We start from the raw sequence: 16,177 nt of genomic DNA, 5'->3' as shown, positions 1-16,177 counted from the left end.
AAAAGTAAAAAAATAAAGAACGTATTATATCTTCTCCATTGCCTGCCGATAACAAGGGAAAGTATCGCCTGATGGCGAATTCCTCATCAATGGCAAGGAAATTATTATGTATTTGCTGAAAAACTTCACTATTCGTATTGTCATGCTGGCAATACTTGGACTTTTTTGCCTGCTCTGGTCGGGCGTGGGTTTATTCAGTCTTCATGCTTTATCAAAAATATCAGAAGGGAATGATATTGATCGCCATCTCGTCAAACAGATGACGGTGTTGAGTCAGGGTAACGATCAGTACTTTCGCTTTGTGACACGCCTGAGCCGTGCAGTGGATGTCAAAATTGGTGGTGGAACGCCGGATTTTACACCTGCCCAGCAATCGCTGGATAATCTGAGCCAAAAGCTCCAGGAGATGAAAACATTATCTCCGGGGCCGATGGACCCGGAAATTTCAGCAGCAGTGCTGGCCAAGTGGCAAGCTTTGCTGGATAAAGGCGTGATACCGCAAATGCAGCTGGCGCAGCAGGGCTCGCTGACGGCGTTTTCGGAACATGCCAGCACGATTACGCCCGCACTGAGCCGTGAATTTGGTGCCAGCGCTGAACGGTTTAATACCACAGCCGGAAAGAGACTTGATGCGACGCGCATTATGGTAGACGGTAAAACGTCGATCATTCGGACACTGATTATTACTGCCGTTATCCTCGGGATCGCCCTCCTTTTCTTCACCGATCGTTACCTCGTTACCATGATGGTGAAACCTCTCGGCCGTATTCGCCAGCAGTTCCGCCAGATTGCCCAGGGCGATCTCAGCCAGCCGATTGAAGAATTCGGCCGGAACTGTGTAGGCCAACTGGTCCCTTTATTGTGCGCAATGCAGGACAGCCTGCGTGAGGCCGTAAGTACGATTCGTTCAGGCAGTGACAACATCTGGCGAGGCGCTACGGAAATTTCTACCGGCAATAACGATCTCTCTTCCCGTACTGAAGAGCAGGCGGCAGCGCTGGAAGAGACAGCAGCCAGCATGGAAGAGCTAACCGCAACGGTAAAACTTAACGCCGAAAATGCGCGTGAGGCCAGCCAGCTTGCCGATACCGCAACAGAAACAGCAGGTAAAGGCAGCAAATTGGTTTCTGAAGTGGTCGACACCATGGACGGTATTGCTGCCAGTTCTAAACAGATCGCAGAAATTACCTCCGTCATTAATAGCATTGCTTTCCAGACCAACATTCTGGCGCTTAACGCCGCCGTTGAAGCGGCCAGGGCTGGTGAACAGGGACGTGGTTTTGCCGTGGTGGCGGGGGAGGTACGTAATCTCGCCAGTCGTAGCGCTGGCGCGGCAAAAGAGATTGAGACATTAATCGGTGAATCGTCGCGTCGTGTCGACCAGGGGGCTCGACTGGTCAAAGAGACCGGGTTAACGATGGAAGCGATTCTGCGCGGCGCGACCGAAGTGACCGTCATCATGAAACAAATTGCCTCTGCTTCTGAAGAACAGAATAAAGGTATCTCGCAGGTCAGCGTTGCGATCACTCAGATGGACAGCGTGACGCAACAGAATGCCGCATTGGTAGAACAAGTATCCGCTGCGGCAGTGGCACTGGAACGGCAAACGGAAGAGCTGCAACGCTCTGTACAGCAATTCCGGCTTTCAGCCAACGATGTGCAATATGCATCGACAAATACCGCTTCCCCCTCCGCAGAAAGCAGAACCTCTGCAGCGCCTAAAACGGACGAGTGGGTGTCCTTTTAATCTGGCACAAAAAAGTGCGTGATACCTCTGGCCTTTGCTTAAAAAATCGCTATATAATTTATTATATAGCGATTGGAGGTTATGCATGGACAACCATTTTGGTAAGGGCCTGATGGCCGGATTGAACGCCTCAAGTGCGGACAGTGCTCGTTCAGTGGCGAATTTTTGTTCAGATTATAAACGCGGTTTTGTTCTGGGTTTTTCACATCGAATGTTTGAAAAAACGGGCGACCGACAGCTCAGCGCATGGGAAGCGGGGATCCTGACGCGCCGTTACGGGCTGGATAAAGAGATGGTGATGGATTTCTTCAAAGAGAACCAGTCGAGTACAACAATTCGGTTTTTCATGGCCGGCTATCGGCTCGAAGCTTGATCCAAAAGGGGTATTATCTTGCTTTAATTAATTACACTATTGACCTACGCCTTCGTTTTGTTGCTCCGCCGAAGTATTATAATGCACATAACCATATAAAAAGTGTGGTAATGGCGCGCCGATCGCAATAAGCAACATGCGAATGGTGCAAAATAAAAGCCAGGTCTTCGCAACGGAATAACAATAAAATGACTGGAGATAATTCTCTCATCAATTCGAACGGCATCAATCGCCGTGATTTCATGAAGCTTTGTGCAGCACTGGCCGCTACCATGGGGCTCAGTAGCAAAGCCGCCGCAGAAATGGCCGAATCAGTTTCTCGTCCTCAGCGCCCACCGGTTATCTGGATTGGTGCTCAGGAGTGTACGGGTTGTACTGAATCGCTGCTTCGTGCGACACACCCTACAGTGGAAAACCTCGTTCTGGAGACCATCTCTCTGGAATACCATGAGGTACTCTCTGCCGCCTTTGGCCACCAGGTCGAAGAGAACAAACATAACGCTCTGGAGAAGTACAAAGGGCAATATGTTCTGGTGGTAGATGGTTCTATACCACTAAAAGATAATGGTATTTACTGCATGGTTGCCGGTGAGCCAATTGTGGATCACATCCGCAGAGCGGCCGAAGGTGCAGCAGCGATCATCGCTATCGGCTCTTGTGCCGCATGGGGTGGTGTCGCTGCCGCTGGTGTGAACCCAACAGGTGCAGTCGGCTTGCAAGAAGTTCTGCCAGGCAAAACCATCATCAACATCCCAGGCTGTCCGCCTAACCCACATAACTTCCTCGCCACGGTCGCGCATATCATCACTTACGGTAAGCCGCCGAAGCTGGATACCAAAAACCGTCCGACATTTGCTTACGGTCGTTTGATTCACGAACACTGCGAACGTCGCCCGCACTTTGATGCCGGTCGTTTTGCTAAAGAGTTCGGCGATGAAGGCCACCGTGAAGGTTGGTGCCTCTATCATCTGGGCTGTAAAGGGCCAGAAACGTACGGCAACTGTTCAACATTGCAATTCTGCGATGTTGGCGGCGTGTGGCCGGTGGCGATCGGTCACCCTTGCTACGGCTGTAACGAAGAAGGTGTCGGTTTCCATAAAGGCATTCACCAACTCGCCCATGTGGAAAACCAAACCCCGCGTTCAGAGAAGCCTGATGTCAACATGAAAGAAGGCGGCAACATTTCAGCTGGGGCTATTGGGCTGCTTGGCGGCGTAGTAGGACTGGTTGCCGGCGTCAGCGTGATGGCGGTACGTGAATTGGGGCGTCAGCAGAAGAAAGATAACGCTGACTCACGGGGAGAATAACCGTGAACAGACGTAACTTTATTAAAGCAGCCTCCAGCGGGGCATTGCTGTTGGGCGCTGCGCCGTCCATCAGTCATGCGGCTGCAGAAAACCGTCCGCCGATCCCGGGTTCACTTGGGATGCTCTATGATTCGACGCTGTGCGTAGGCTGCCAGGCCTGCGTTACCAAGTGTCAGGATATCAACTTCCCGGCGCGTAACCCGGAAGGCGAACAGACCTGGTCGAACAACGACAAACTGTCACCGTACACCAACAACATCATCCAGGTGTGGCGTAGCGGAACAGGTGTTAACAAAGACCAGGAAGAGAACGGCTACGCATATATTAAGAAACAGTGCATGCACTGTGTCGATCCAAACTGCGTCTCCGTTTGCCCGGTTTCCGCGCTGAAGAAAGACCCGAAAACCGGCATCGTCCACTATGACAAAGATGTCTGTACTGGTTGCCGCTATTGCATGGTTGCCTGCCCGTACAACGTCCCTAAATACGACTACAACAACCCGTTTGGTGCGCTTCATAAATGTGAACTGTGTAACCAGAAAGGCGTTGAACGTCTGGACAAAGGGGGGTTACCGGGGTGTGTTGAAGTGTGTCCTGCTGGTGCCGTGATTTTTGGTACGCGTGAAGAGCTGATGGCTGAGGCAAAAAAACGTCTCGCCCTGAAGCCTGGCAGCGAATACCACTATCCGCGTCAGACAGTGAGCGCTGGTGATACCTATTTGCATACGGTACCGAAGTACTATCCGCACCTGTACGGTGAAAAGGAAGGCGGTGGTACGCAGGTTATGGTGCTGACGGGTGTTCCTTACGAGGATTTGGATCTGCCAAAACTGGATGACCTTTCAACCGGTGCGCGTTCCGAACATGTTCAACATTCCCTGTATAAGGGCATGATTTTACCCCTGGCTGCGCTGGCGGGCTTAACCGTGCTGGTTCGTCGTAATACGAAAAACGACCATCACGATGGAGGAGACGATCATGAGTCATGATCCTAAACCGCTGGGCGGAAGAATAATCAGCAAACCGGTCATTATTTTTGGGCCGTTAATCGTCCTGTGTATGCTCCTGATCGTAAAACGTCTGGTCTTCGGATTGGGGTCAGTTTCCGATCTGAACGGCGGTTTCCCGTGGGGCGTATGGATCGCGTTTGACCTGTTGATCGGTACTGGTTTCGCGTGTGGTGGTTGGGCGCTGGCGTGGGCGGTGTATGTTTTCAACAGAGGGCAATACCATCCGCTGGTACGTCCGGCGCTGCTGGCGAGCCTGTTTGGTTACTCGCTGGGTGGTTTGTCGATCACCATTGACGTCGGTCGTTATTGGAACTTGCCGTATTTCTACATTCCGGGTCACTTCAACGTGAACTCGGTACTGTTTGAAACGGCGGTCTGTATGACCATCTATATCGGTATCATGGCGCTGGAATTTGCTCCGGCCTTGTTTGAACGTCTGGGCTGGAAAGTATCGCTCAAGCGTTTGAATAAAGTGATGTTCTTTATTATCGCTCTCGGCGCGCTGCTGCCGACCATGCACCAATCTTCAATGGGTTCATTGATGATTTCTGCGGGCTATAAAGTACATCCGCTATGGCAAGCTTATGAAATGCTGCCACTTTTCTCTGTATTAACCGCCTTTATAATGGGCTTCTCGATCGTCATTTTTGAAGGCTCGTTGGTACAAGCGGGTCTGAAAGGTAATGGTCCGGATGAGAAAAGTCTGTTCATCAAGCTGACAAATACGATTAGCGTTCTGCTGGCGATTTTCGTTGTCCTGCGCTTTGGCGAGTTGATCTACCGCGACAAGCTGTCGTATGCGTTTGCAGGCGATCTTTACTCCGTGATGTTCTGGATTGAAGTCGTGCTGATGGTCTTCCCGCTGGTGGTGCTGCGTGTCACGAAGCTGCGCAATGACTCGCGTATGCTGTATCTGTCCGCGTTGAGCGCATTGCTGGGTTGTGCAACATGGCGTCTGTCCTATTCGCTGGTGGCATTCAATCCTGGTGGTGGCTACCACTACTTCCCGACCTGGGAAGAACTGTTGATTTCTATTGGTTTTGTGGCTATTGAGATTTGTGCATACATCGTACTCATTCGTCTACTGCCGATACTTCCTCCTTTAAAACAAAACGATCAAAATCGTCATGAGGCGAGCAAAGCATGAGCCAGAGAATTACTATTGATCCGGTAACCCGTATTGAGGGTCATTTACGCATCGACTGCGAAATCGAAAATGGCGTGGTATCTAAAGCATGGGCTTCCGGTACCATGTGGCGCGGCATGGAAGAGATCGTGAAGAATCGCGATCCGCGCGATGCCTGGATGATTGTTCAGCGTATTTGTGGTGTTTGCACCACAACTCACGCTATCTCTTCTGTTCGTGCAGCTGAAAGCGCGCTGAATATTGATGTTCCGGTGAACGCACAGTACATCCGTAACATCATTCTGGCCGCGCATACCACGCATGACCATATCGTGCACTTCTACCAGCTCTCTGCGCTGGACTGGGTGGATATTACTTCCGCATTGAAAGCCGATCCGGCGAAAGCCTCGGCGATGCTGAACGGCGTGTCTTCCTGGCATCTGAACAGTGCTGAAGAGTTCACCAAAGTACAGAACAAGATCAAAGACCTTGTTGCCAGCGGTCAGTTAGGCATTTTTGCCAACGGTTGTTGGGGTCACCCGGCAATGCAGTTGCCACCTGAAGTGAACCTGATTGCGGTCGCACACTATCTGCAGGCGCTGGAATGTCAGCGTGATGCTAACCGCGTTGTGGCGCTGTTGGGTGGTAAAACACCGCACATTCAGAACCTGGCTGTTGGTGGGGTTGCGAACCCTATTAACCTTGACGGCCTTGGCGTACTGAACCTTGAACGTCTGATGTACATCAAGTCCTTCATTGATAAGCTGAGCGACTTTGTTGAGCAGGTTTACAAGGTGGATACCGCAGTTATTGCTGCGTTCTATCCTGAGTGGCTGGAGCGTGGTCAGGGTGCGGTTAACTACCTGAGCGCGCCGGAATTCCCGACTGACGGTAAAAACGGTAGCTTCCTGTTCCCGGGCGGTTATATCACCGATGCCGATCTGTCGACTTATCGTCCGATCACCTCTCATTCAGATGAGTACCTGATTAAAGGGATTCAGGAGAGTGCGAAACACGCATGGTACAAAGACGAAGCGCCGCAGGCACCGTGGGAAGGCACAACGGTTCCTGATTACACGGGCTGGTCAGATGATGGTAAATACTCTTGGGTTAAAGCACCGACCTTCTACGGTAAAACGGTTGAAGTGGGTCCGCTGGCCAACATGCTGTGTAAACTTGCTGCTAAGCGCGAGTCAACTCATGCCAAGCTGAATGAAATCATCGCGATTTACACCAAGCTGACGGGTAAAACCATCGAAGTTTCGCAGCTGCACTCTACGCTGGGTCGTATCATTGGTCGCACCGTTCACTGCTGTGAACTGCAGAATGTTCTGCAGGATCAGTACAACGCGCTGATCGTGAACATCGGTAAAGGTGACCACACCACCTTCGTGAAACCGGATATCCCGGCAACAGGCGAATTTAAAGGCGTTGGTTTCCTTGAAGCGCCGCGCGGTATGCTGTCTCACTGGATGGTGATTAAAGACGGTATTATCAGCAACTACCAGGCGGTTGTTCCGTCAACCTGGAACTCAGGCCCACGTAACTTCAACGATGAAGTCGGACCGTACGAGCGTTCGCTGGTCGGTACACCAATTGCCGATCCAAACAAACCGCTGGAAGTGGTTCGTACCATTCACTCCTTCGACCCTTGTATGTCATGTGCGGTGCATGTGGTGGACGTTGACGGGAACGAAGTGGTCTCAGTTAAGGTTCTGTAATGCGGATATTAGTCTTAGGGGTCGGCAATATTTTGCTGACCGATGAAGCCATCGGGGTACGTATCGTTGAGGCATTAGAACAACGATACATCCTGCCAGACTATGTTGATGTTCTGGACGGTGGTACGGCTGGGATGGAGCTTCTCGGCGATATGGCGAACAGAGATCATCTGATTATCGCTGACGCCATTGTGTCGAGAAAAAACACGCCGGGAACGATGATGGTCCTGCGGGACGAAGAGATTCCGGCGTTGTTTACCAACAAAATCTCACCGCACCAGCTTGGCCTGGCCGACGTTTTGTCGGCCCTGCGTTTTACCGGCGAGTTTCCGAAAAAACTGACCCTGGTGGGTATCATTCCGGAATCGCTGGAACCGCATATTGGGCTGACACCGACGGTTGAAGCGATGATTGAACCTGCGCTTGAGCAGGTTCTTGATGCGCTTCGCGAATCAGGCGTTGAAGCGATCCCTCGGGAGGCGGCTCATGTCTGAGGAGTTCTTAGGCTTTCAGACAGCCCCGAAGCAGCAAATTCAGGCAGCGTTTGAAGAGGTTTCCCGGCGTTCGATGCACGATCTTTCTTTCCTGCATCCGAATATGCCGGTATATGTCTCTGATTTTACGCTGTTTGAAGGGCAGTGGACGGGATGCGTTATCACGCCCTGGATGCTCAGTGCACTGATTTTCCCAGGGCCGGATCAGATCTGGCCCGTGCGTAAAGTCAGTGAAAAAATCGGGCTGCGTTTACCGTATGGCGAGATGACATTTACCGTTGGTGAACTGGATGGTGTATCGCAATACCTCTCCTGCTCGCTGATGTCGCCGCTTTCGCATAGTCTGTCGGCACAGGAAGGTGTTCGCCTGGCTGACGATTGTGCGCGGATGGTGTTATCGCTACCGGTAAGTGACCCGAATGCGCCGCAGATGGGGCGTCGTGCGCTACTGTTGGGCCGGCGGAACTGCGAAAATGCATGAGCTGTCTCTTTGTCAGAGCGCGGTTGAGATTATTCAGCAGCAGGCAGAGCAGCACGATGTAAAACGCGTAACCGGCGTTTGGCTGGAAATTGGCGCACTCTCGTGTGTTGAAGAGAGTGCCGTCCGTTTCAGTTTCGACATCGTCTGCCAGGGAACACTGGCGCAGGGATGTGAACTGCATATTGATTACAAACCCGCCCAGGCCTGGTGCTGGGATTGCAGTCAGGTCGTAGAGATCACCCAGCATGATGCACAGTGCCCTCTCTGTCAGGGCGATCGCCTGCGGGTAGATGCTGGCGATTCACTGAAAGTGAAAAGTATTGAAGTCGAATAGCCCATAGGTTGCTATGGGGCGGAGTCAGATATGTGTATTGGAGTCCCTGGTCAGGTTCTGGCCGTTGGTGAAGATATTCACCAGCTTGCGCAGGTTGAAGTGTGCGGCATCAAGCGTGATGTTAATATTGCCCTGATTTGTGAAGGCGAACCTGCCGAACTGGTTGGGCAATGGGTGCTGGTGCACGTAGGGTTCGCCATGAGCATCATTGACGAAGATGAAGCTAAATTCACGTTGGATGCACTTCGCCGCATGGAGTATGACGTCACCAGCGCGTGATTTTATGCCGGATGGCGGCGCAAACGCCTTATCCGGCCTACGGTATGGCGTCTTTGTTGGCCTGATGGCGACGCCCTGGCGTCGCCATCAGGCATTTTAACCCTGACGTTTATCTTCGGTATTGGTATCGAAGTCGCTGGCATCATGGCGTTCATGAAGCTGCTCATTCAGCGGTCCGTTAGTGCGGTTTACAATGCGACCACGCTTAACTGCCGGACGTGCTGCAATCTCTTTTGCCCAGCGCTGAACGTTCTTGTAACTACCCGCATCAAGGAATTCTGCCGCATCATAGACATTCCCCAATACCACATTGCCAAACCACGGCCAGACCGCCATATCGGCAATGGTGTACTCATCTCCCGCTACAAACTGATGATGTGCAAGTTGCTTATCCAGCACGTCGAGTAAACGCTTGGCTTCCATTGTGAAGCGATTGATTGCGTACTCAATTTTAACCGGCGCATAGTTGTAGAAGTGGCCGAAACCACCACCGAGGAAGGGGGCCGCGCCCTGTAACCAGAATAACCAGTTCAGCGTTTCGGTGCGTTTTGCCAAATCCTGCGGCAGGAAATAACCATATTTTTCTGCCAAATAGAGCAGGATCGAACCAGATTCAAATACACGTACCGGCGGATTTTGTGAATGGTCGCGTAGCGCCGGAATCTTAGAGTTTGGATTCACTTCAACAAAGCCGCTGGAGAACTGATCGCCATCGCCAATGCGAATGATCCAGGCATCGTATTCCGCACCCTTTACACCCTGCGCCAGCAACTCTTCCAGCATAATCGTCACTTTCTGACCGTTTGGCGTACCCAGCGAGTACAGCTGCAACGGATGCTTGCCGACCGGTAGCGTTTTCTCATGCGTTGCACCGGAAACCGGGCGGTTGATATTGGCGAATGCACCGCCGTTTGATTTTTCCCACGTCCAGACTTTCGCGGGCTGATAAGTGTTGTCTGACATGTTGACCTGCCTTCTGAGTGGTTGTGTTGAAGCAGTGTAGCAGCTAGGTAGAACTCAATTTAACAGATTGGGACTTTATGTCGCTTTGTGCTGAAAGGGGAAGATAAAACTAACCCGTTCATTGTACCCAGACTGTACTCCATGAAGAGGAAATCAATATTGGACGGAAATTGCTACCGTACTCACCATCAATAATTGGCGGTCAGTAAGCAGTAACAATGAAAAATGGTGTTCCAGGAGTTAGCGGTTATCAGGGCCCGGCAGGTGGGTGGGGCGCGGTAAAAGCCGTCACTGCTTCGGTGTTTTCGCAAAAGGCTGTTGTACGCGACATTATCGCGATGTTCAAAATGAACCAGGTGAAAGGGTTCGATTGTCCGGGCTGTGCGTGGCCGGACCCGGGTCATCGTGCGCCAATGGAGCTGTGCGAAAACGGCGTTAAGGCCGTGTCCTGGGAAACAACCCGCAAGAAAGCGTCACCGGAATTTTTCAGCCGTCACCCGGTTTCCACACTCTGGCACTACAGCGATTATGAGCTGGAAAATATAGGTCGTCTGACGCATCCAATGAAATACGATGCAGCGTCGGATACCTGGCAGGCCGTGGAATGGGCCACTGCGTTTCAGGAGATCGGCGAGCGTCTGCGCAGCTATGATTCAGCACAACAGGTTGAGTTTTACACCTCCGGCAGAACGTCCAATGAGGCTGCGTTCCTGTACCAACTTTTTGCCCGCGAATACGGCAGCAGCAACTTTCCGGATTGCTCAAACATGTGCCACGGTCCTACCAGTGCAGGGTTAACGCAGGCTATTGGCCTTGGGAAAGGGACCGTTGAACTCGATGATTTTGACCATTGCGAACTGGTGATTTGCATAGGACATAACCCCGGCACGAACCATCCGCGCATGCTCACCACGCTGCGCGATGTTGCCAGACGCGGGGCTAAGATTATCTCCATCAATCCGCTGACCGAACGAGGGCTTGAGCGCTTTAGCTTCCCGCAGAGTCCGAAAGAGATGTTCACCGGCCAGGCAACGGAACTCAGCAACGACTACTACCAGGTCAAAATGGGCGGTGATGCCTCATTGCTTAAAGGCATCATGAAGGCGCTGATCGAAATGGATGAAGCGCGGATCTTGTTGAACAGACAACCTTGTCTCGATCATGACTTTATCGATGAACATACCGAAGGCTATTCGGCGCTGTATGACGATTTACGCCAGTGTAGCTGGGCGACGCTGGAATTGGACTCTGGCCTGACGCGCAGCCAGATGGAAGACCTGGCACACAGTTACAACAAGTCCCGCGCGACTATCATCTGCTACGGTCTGGGGATCACCCAGCATAAAAACGGTACTGAGAACGTTCAGCAATTGATCAATCTGCTGTTGCTGAAAGGCAATATGGGTAAGCAGGGCGCAGGGATCTGCCCGCTGCGCGGCCACTCGAACGTGCAGGGTGACCGTTCTGTGGGGATTAACGAGGCAGCATCCGAAGACTTCTTGCAACGCCTGGAAGCGCATTTCTCTATCCGCGTTCCGCGCAAGCATGGCCGCTCCAGCGTGGAGAGTATTCGGGCAATTGAGCGGGGAGAGGCGAAAGCGCTTATCTGCATGGGGGGAAACCTGGCGGTGGCGATGCCGCAACCACAGCGTACCTTCGCCGCGATGAAAAAACTCGATATGCAGGTCCATATCGCAACCAAGCTTAATCGATCGCATTTGCTGTTGGCTAAACATAACTATCTGCTACCCGCATTGGGCAGAACGGAACGCGATCTGCAAGCGACAGGCATTCAGTCGGTGACCGTCGAGGATTCAATGTCGATGGTACACGCCTCCTGTGGTGGGCTGAAACCCGCTTCGCAATGGTTAAAGTCTGAACCGGCAATTGTGGCGGCAATGGCACGCGCCACGCTGCCTCACTCGCCGGTGAACTGGGAGACGTTAGCCGGAAACTACGCGCTGATCCGCGATGCCATTGACGCTGTGATTCCGGCGTTCCACGATTACAATGCGCGTATTACTGCTCCTGGCGGATTTCGTATGGATACACCAGCCTCACGCCGTGAATGGCATACGGAGAATGGTAAAGCCAACTTTATCGTCAGCCGCCAACGGGCCGTAGTGCGGGAAAACCAACCTGCTGACGCGCTGGTTCTGGCTACGTTGCGCAGTCACGATCAATACAACACCACTATCTATGGCATGAACGATCGCTATCGAGGTATTACCGGTCGGCGCGATGTAGTGTTTTTGAGTGCCACTGAAGCAGCGGCTCGCGGGCTGAGTCAAGGGGATGTTGTCAACGTTCAGGCGCTGGACGATAACGGGTTGCCCTGTGCCGATCGCGTGATGTACGGGTTAACGGTGGTGATTTACAACATGGCAGCGGGCTCTATTGGTGCTTATCTGCCGGAAGCGAATGTGTTGTTGTCTTTGGATGCGGTAGACACGGAAAGCTTAACTCCGGCGTATAAAAGCGTACCGGTGATGTTGAAGAAAGTGTAGTTCCTGCTGTGAATTTTTCGCCTCTGAGCGCCAGCCGCTGCGTTGAGGTGTATGATAGGTCGACCTCTGTCCGGTTAGTGTCGCAGAGCAGGCAATCAGAGCGAAAAATTCACGCCAACCTGCTCAGGCTGTATTGTTTTGAGGTAAGGTGCATGAGCAAAGGAACGACCAGTCAGGATGCCCCATTCGGGACATTATTGGGCTACGCCCCAGGCGGCGTAGCAATCTACTCTTCAGATTACAGCTCCCTCGACCCACGGGACTACGACGATGATGCTGCTTTTCGTAGCTATATCGACGACGAATATATGGGCCACAAATGGCAGTGTGTAGAATTTGCACGCCGTTTTCTCTTCCTCAACTATGGCATGGTCTTCACTGATGTGGGCATGGCATGGGAGATCTTCTCCTTGCGCTTCCTGCGTGAAGTGGTGAATGACAACATCCTGCCGTTACAGGCATTTCCGAATGGTTCGCCCCGCGCGCCGGTTGCAGGTGCTCTGCTTATCTGGCAGAAAGGCGGCGAATTTAAAGACACCGGCCATGTGGCGGTCGTCACCCAGTTGCTGGAAAACAAAATCCGTATTGCCGAGCAGAACGTGATTCATACGCCGCTGCCGCCAGGGCAGCAGTGGACACGCGAGCTGGAAATGGTCGTGGAAAATGGCTGCTACACGCTGCGTGACACTTTTGATGACACCACCATCCTTGGCTGGATGATCCAGACTGACGACACTCGTCACAGCCTGCCGCAGCCGGAGATCGCCAATGACTCGCTGAAAATTGGCGGCGCACGACTGGAAGATAACGGGCAGTTTGACGGTAAGTGGCTCGATGAGCAGGACCCGCTGCAAAAAGCCTACGTGCTGGCGAACGGTCATGTGATCAATCAGGATCCGCATCAGTACTTTACGATTACCGAAAGTGCAGAGCAGGAGCTGATTAAAGCGACCAACGAACTGCACCTGATGTATCTGCACGCTACCGACAAGGTACTGAAAGACGATAACCTGCTGGCGCTGTTTGATATCCCGAAAATCCTCTGGCCGCGTCTGCGCTTATCCTGGCAGCGGCGTCGTCATCATATGATTACGGGGCGCATGGATTTCTGTATGGATGAGCGTGGGTTGAAAGTGTACGAGTACAACGCCGATTCCGCATCCTGCCATACCGAAGCCGGTCTGATCCTCGAAAGATGGGCTGAGCGGGGTTATACCGGGCATGGGCACAACCCGGCAGAAGGACTGATTAATGAACTGGCGGGGGCATGGAAACACAGCCGTGCGCGTCCTTTCGTTCATATCATGCAGGATAAGGATATTGAGGAGAACTACCATGCGCAGTTTATGCAGCAGGCTCTGCACCAGGCTGGTTTCGAAAGTAAGATCCTGCGTGGTCTGGACGAATTGCGGTGGGATGATGCGGGCCAGTTGATTGATGGTGACGGTCGTCTGGTGAACTGTGTCTGGAAAACCTGGGCGTGGGAAACCGCGATTGAACAGGTGCGTGAGGTGAGTGAAACTGAATATGCTGCTGTGCCGATTCGTACCGGACATACCCAGCAGGAAGTGCGCTTGATAGACGTGTTGTTGCGCCCGGAAGTATTGGTATTTGAACCACTTTGGACAGTGATTCCAGGGAACAAAGCGATTCTGCCGATTCTGTGGCAGCTCTTCCCTCATCATCGCTATCTGTTGGATACGGATTTCACGGTGAATGATGAGCTGGCGAAAACGGGTTATGCGGTGAAACCGATAGCTGGGCGCTGCGGTAACAACATCGATTTGGTTAGCCACCAGGAAGAGTCGCTGGATAAAACCAGCGGTAAGTTTGCCGAGCAGAAAAACATTTATCAGCAACTTTGGTGTCTGCCAAAGGTTGCCGGTAAATATATTCAGGTCTGTACCTTCACCGTAGGTGGTAACTACGGCGGGACCTGCCTGCGCGGTGACGAGTCGCTGGTGATTAAAAAAGAGAGTGATATCGAGCCGTTGATTGTGGTGAAGGAGTAAGTTCGTGACCCCGTAGTGGTGGTATTGCCATTGCGGGGTATTCATATATGAGCGATCTTGAATATTCCAAAAACCATGTTTTAGCAGGCTCACTAATTGGATTAGTTTTTCTGCTGAAACCTATTACATAAAATCGTGGACCACGCGCTGGCGATTTTAAGATGTTTTATATATCAAATCTATTCTCCAATCCTTTTTTATTCATCCATTCTATATATGAATTTCTCTCTGGTTTTTGATGGGGTTTTTCATATTTTAAGTGTTGATGTACATCAAATTAAAATCGAACTTCCAATAACGCTCTGCTAATTTCGACTCTTTCGATATAAATGCGTGTGTCAGGCGTTAATTGTGGCGTGTTTTTCTGCCAAAACGAGTAATTTCTCATTATTAAATAGAGTAAAATGCTTAAGAATTTCCTTATTTAAGGTTAAAGATCTGATTATTTGATCTTATACAGATCATTATTCTATTATCGTCTGTAAAGAACTGTAGTGTGACGAGTGTGTACAGCGATAAACAGAGGGATGATGAGATGGCTGACAGTTTCCAGAATGAGGTGCCAAAGGCACGCGTTAACCTAAAACTTGACCTGCATACCGGCGGGGCGAGCAAGAAAACAGAATTGCCGTTGAAATTACTGGTTGCAGGTGATTTCAGCAATGGTCAGGATTTCTCACCCTTATCCGGACGTGAAAAAACCAATATAACTAAAAACAATTTCGATGCTGTTCTTTCTGATTATTCCCCCAGAGTCGACCTCACTGTTAAAAATACGCTTGCTGATGACGGCAGTGAGGACACCATCAGTCTGACATTCCAGAACATGAAAGATTTCTCACCGGAACAGGTGTTCAAAATGAAAGTACTGTGGGTGGAGAAAGCGTTGTACTGGAACGCGCTTCGGCGAATGGGGTTTACGCGTCCCTGTTTGAAAAAATTAATCTGAATCCGGTATCTGAACTGAGTGCGCTGGATATCTGGCAGGATGCGCAGGCAATGTCTGATGCGACCGCTGATGAGCGTTTAACGGCCGGGATGCAGGTCTTTCTCGAGTGCCTGACGAAATCCGGTGCAAAAGTCGAGAAACTGGACAGGAACCTGATTGATCACCATATCGCTGAACTGGATTATCAGATTAGCCGCCAGCTGGATGCCGTGATGCATCATGAAGCGTTTCAGGCAGTAGAAAGCCTGTGGTGCGGCCTGAAGTCGCTGGTCGACAAAACAGATTTCCGCCAGAACGTGAAAATCGAACTGCTGGATATGTCCAAAGAGGAGCTGCGCCAGGATTTTGAAGACAGCCCGGAAGTGACTCAGAGCGGACTGTATAAACAAACCTATATTGATGAATACGATACCCCTGGCGGAGAGCCTGTTGCCGCACTGATTTCTTCGTATGAGTTCGATGCCTCAGCGCAGGATGTCGCATTACTGCGTAATATTTCGAAAGTATCCGCTGCGGCACATATGCCGTTTATCGGTTCTGCGGGACCGGCGTTCTTCCTCAAGGACTCGATGGAGGACGTGGCGGCGATTAAAGACATCGGCAACTACTTTGATCGTGCTGAATACATCAAGTGGAAATCCTTTCGTGAGACGGATGATGCCCGCTATATCGGTCTGGTGATGCCGCGTGTACTGGGCCGTCTGCCGTATGGTCCGGACACCGTACCTGTTCGTAGTTTCAACTATGTGGAAGAAGTTAAAGGTCCGGATCACAACAAATACCTGTGGACCAATGCATCCTTTGCTTTTGCGGCCAACATGGTGCGCAGTTTTATCAGTAATGGCTGGTGTGTACAGATCCGCGGCCCACAGGC

At 51.5% G+C, this 16,177-nt stretch carries 14 protein-coding genes and 1 pseudogene; 14 read left to right on the top strand and 1 reads right to left on the bottom strand.

The features are described 5' to 3' along the window. Positions 1-106 precede the first annotated feature (106 nt). The 10 genes from QMN38_RS22155 (at position 107) to hybG (ending at position 8,872) form a co-directional block, all read left to right on the top strand. Complete coding sequence (locus tag QMN38_RS22155; protein ID WP_271455560.1) at positions 107-1,747, top strand: methyl-accepting chemotaxis protein; 1,641 nt, start codon at positions 107-109, stop codon at positions 1,745-1,747. A gap of 85 nt (positions 1,748-1,832) precedes the next feature. Next, positions 1,833-2,120: a DUF2623 family protein gene (locus tag QMN38_RS22150; RefSeq protein ID WP_048213218.1), complete on the top strand. Its 288-nt coding sequence runs from the start codon at positions 1,833-1,835 to the stop codon at positions 2,118-2,120. Positions 2,121-2,308: 188 nt separating this feature from the next. After that, complete coding sequence (gene hybO, locus QMN38_RS22145; protein WP_016154493.1) at positions 2,309-3,427, top strand: hydrogenase 2 small subunit; 1,119 nt, start codon at positions 2,309-2,311, stop codon at positions 3,425-3,427. Between the two features lie 2 nt (positions 3,428-3,429). Beyond that, the gene (hybA, locus tag QMN38_RS22140) at positions 3,430-4,416 is read left to right on the top strand and encodes a hydrogenase 2 operon protein HybA (RefSeq protein ID WP_271449641.1); all 987 of its coding nucleotides are present in this window, start codon (positions 3,430-3,432) and stop codon (positions 4,414-4,416) included. Further along, entirely contained in the window at positions 4,406-5,584 is a 1,179-nt protein-coding gene (gene hybB, locus QMN38_RS22135) for a Ni/Fe-hydrogenase cytochrome b subunit (protein WP_005123144.1), read from the top strand. Before hybA ends, hybB begins: the two co-directional genes overlap by 11 nt. Next, positions 5,581-7,284 carry a hydrogenase 2 large subunit gene (hybC, locus tag QMN38_RS22130; RefSeq protein WP_003828353.1) on the top strand — a complete coding sequence of 568 codons (1,704 nt, stop codon included), beginning with the start codon at positions 5,581-5,583 and terminating at the stop codon, positions 7,282-7,284. The genes hybB and hybC overlap by 4 nt, the downstream gene beginning before the upstream one ends. Beyond that, the gene (locus QMN38_RS22125; RefSeq protein WP_271456671.1) at positions 7,284-7,778 is read left to right on the top strand and encodes a HyaD/HybD family hydrogenase maturation endopeptidase; all 495 of its coding nucleotides are present in this window, start codon (positions 7,284-7,286) and stop codon (positions 7,776-7,778) included. The genes hybC and QMN38_RS22125 overlap by 1 nt, the downstream gene beginning before the upstream one ends. After that, a complete protein-coding gene (gene hybE, locus QMN38_RS22120) occupies positions 7,771-8,259 on the top strand; it encodes a hydrogenase-2 assembly chaperone (RefSeq protein ID WP_271442646.1) in 489 nt (162 codons plus the stop codon). The genes QMN38_RS22125 and hybE overlap by 8 nt, the downstream gene beginning before the upstream one ends. Continuing rightward, positions 8,252-8,593 carry a hydrogenase maturation nickel metallochaperone HypA gene (gene hypA / locus QMN38_RS22115; RefSeq protein WP_045447504.1) on the top strand — a complete coding sequence of 114 codons (342 nt, stop codon included), beginning with the start codon at positions 8,252-8,254 and terminating at the stop codon, positions 8,591-8,593. Before hybE ends, hypA begins: the two co-directional genes overlap by 8 nt. 30 nt (positions 8,594-8,623) lie before the next feature. Then, positions 8,624-8,872 carry a hydrogenase maturation factor HybG gene (gene hybG / locus QMN38_RS22110; RefSeq protein WP_048213216.1) on the top strand — a complete coding sequence of 83 codons (249 nt, stop codon included), beginning with the start codon at positions 8,624-8,626 and terminating at the stop codon, positions 8,870-8,872. A 96-nt stretch (positions 8,873-8,968) separates the two neighbouring features. On the opposite strand, the gene yghU is transcribed toward hybG, so the two are convergent. Beyond that, the gene (yghU, locus tag QMN38_RS22105) at positions 8,969-9,835 is read right to left on the bottom strand and encodes a glutathione-dependent disulfide-bond oxidoreductase (protein WP_323606026.1); all 867 of its coding nucleotides are present in this window, start codon (positions 9,833-9,835) and stop codon (positions 8,969-8,971) included. Positions 9,836-10,053: 218 nt separating this feature from the next. Between yghU and QMN38_RS22100 the strand changes: the two genes are divergently transcribed. From QMN38_RS22100 to tssC, 4 genes and pseudogenes are all read left to right on the top strand, one after another. Further along, positions 10,054-12,342 (top strand): FdhF/YdeP family oxidoreductase, encoded by a 2,289-nt coding sequence (locus QMN38_RS22100; protein WP_323606024.1) that lies wholly within the window; start codon positions 10,054-10,056, stop codon positions 12,340-12,342. A gap of 152 nt (positions 12,343-12,494) precedes the next feature. Then, entirely contained in the window at positions 12,495-14,354 is a 1,860-nt protein-coding gene (gss, locus tag QMN38_RS22095; protein WP_323606023.1) for a bifunctional glutathionylspermidine amidase/synthase, read from the top strand. Between the two features lie 535 nt (positions 14,355-14,889). Further along, positions 14,890-15,207, top strand: a pseudogene (gene tssB / locus QMN38_RS22090) (type VI secretion system contractile sheath small subunit); the annotation flags it as partial. Then, positions 15,171-16,177 (top strand): type VI secretion system contractile sheath large subunit (gene tssC, locus QMN38_RS22085; RefSeq protein ID WP_416348274.1); only part of this gene is annotated, 1,007 nt, incomplete at its 3' end. The pseudogene tssB and the gene tssC, both read left to right, overlap by 37 nt.

The organism is Citrobacter sp. R-1.5.2, from assembly GCF_035064245.1.
Taxonomy (GTDB): Bacteria; Pseudomonadota; Gammaproteobacteria; order Enterobacterales; family Enterobacteriaceae; genus Citrobacter.
Note: the sequence above shows the minus strand (reverse complement) of the source record. Positions and strands in the feature narration are given on the sequence as shown.